This is a genomic window from Acinetobacter sp. BMW17 (genome assembly GCF_001592855.1).
Taxonomy (GTDB): domain Bacteria; phylum Pseudomonadota; class Gammaproteobacteria; order Pseudomonadales; family Moraxellaceae; genus Acinetobacter; species Acinetobacter johnsonii.
The window spans coordinates 1-792 of record NZ_LSOD01000056.1 but is presented as its reverse complement, the minus strand read 5'-3'; the positions used below and the strand labels follow the sequence as shown (position 1 = coordinate 792).

1 protein-coding gene is annotated in these 792 nt (G+C 39.4%); it reads left to right on the top strand.

What is annotated here, in order from left to right:
* The coding region (locus AXW61_RS16950; protein ID WP_062035478.1) for an IS4-like element ISAbe18 family transposase at window positions 1-792 on the top strand (792 nt) is incomplete at both ends.

Here is a 792-nt window from a genome sequence, read left to right as displayed (position 1 = left end):
TAAATACTATGAACACTCAAAAGTAGCTCATAAATTTCGCTTTAAGAATCCCTTGTATTCCTTGGATGCCAGTCATATTGACCTGTCGCTTTCCCTATGTGAATGGGCCAAAGTTCACGACTCAAAAGCCAGCATGAAACTCAGTATAGGATTGAATCACAGCAATGATATTCCTGAGTTTGTTGCAGTTGAAAATGGCAAAGAAAATGACATGGTACAAGGCCGCAAATTCCAGTTTCCTGCTGGCAGCATTGTAGTTTTTGATAAAGGCTATGTCGATTACCAATGGTATGCAAATCTGACTGCTCAAAACATTGGATTTGTCACACGTTTTAGGCCTAAATCTGTGTATCAGGTGATCCAGCAACATCCAGTGCTTGAATCCAAAGGTATTCTAAAAGATGAAACCATTCAGCTGAATAGCGCACATGCCCTAAAAAGAAAAGCCCCAGTGTTAAGAAGAATTGAATATAGAGATCAGCAAAGTGGCAAGCACTTTAGCTTTCTCAGCAATAACTTTCATTTAGCCGCCTCCACCATTGCGGCGATTTATAAAGATCGTTGGAAAGTTGAGCTGTTCTTTAAGGCGATTAAGCAGAATCTCAAATTAAAAGCGTTTCTAGGCCGCAGCAGGAACGCAATTCAGACACAAATCTGGATTGCGATGATCGCCTATTTATTGGTGAGTTTCGCTCAACATTTAGGGAAAACAGGTTGGACAGTTCAACGTTTACTCAGAATAATTCAAGTGAATTTGTTTGAAAGAAGAACTTTAAAAGCTTTATTTTCACC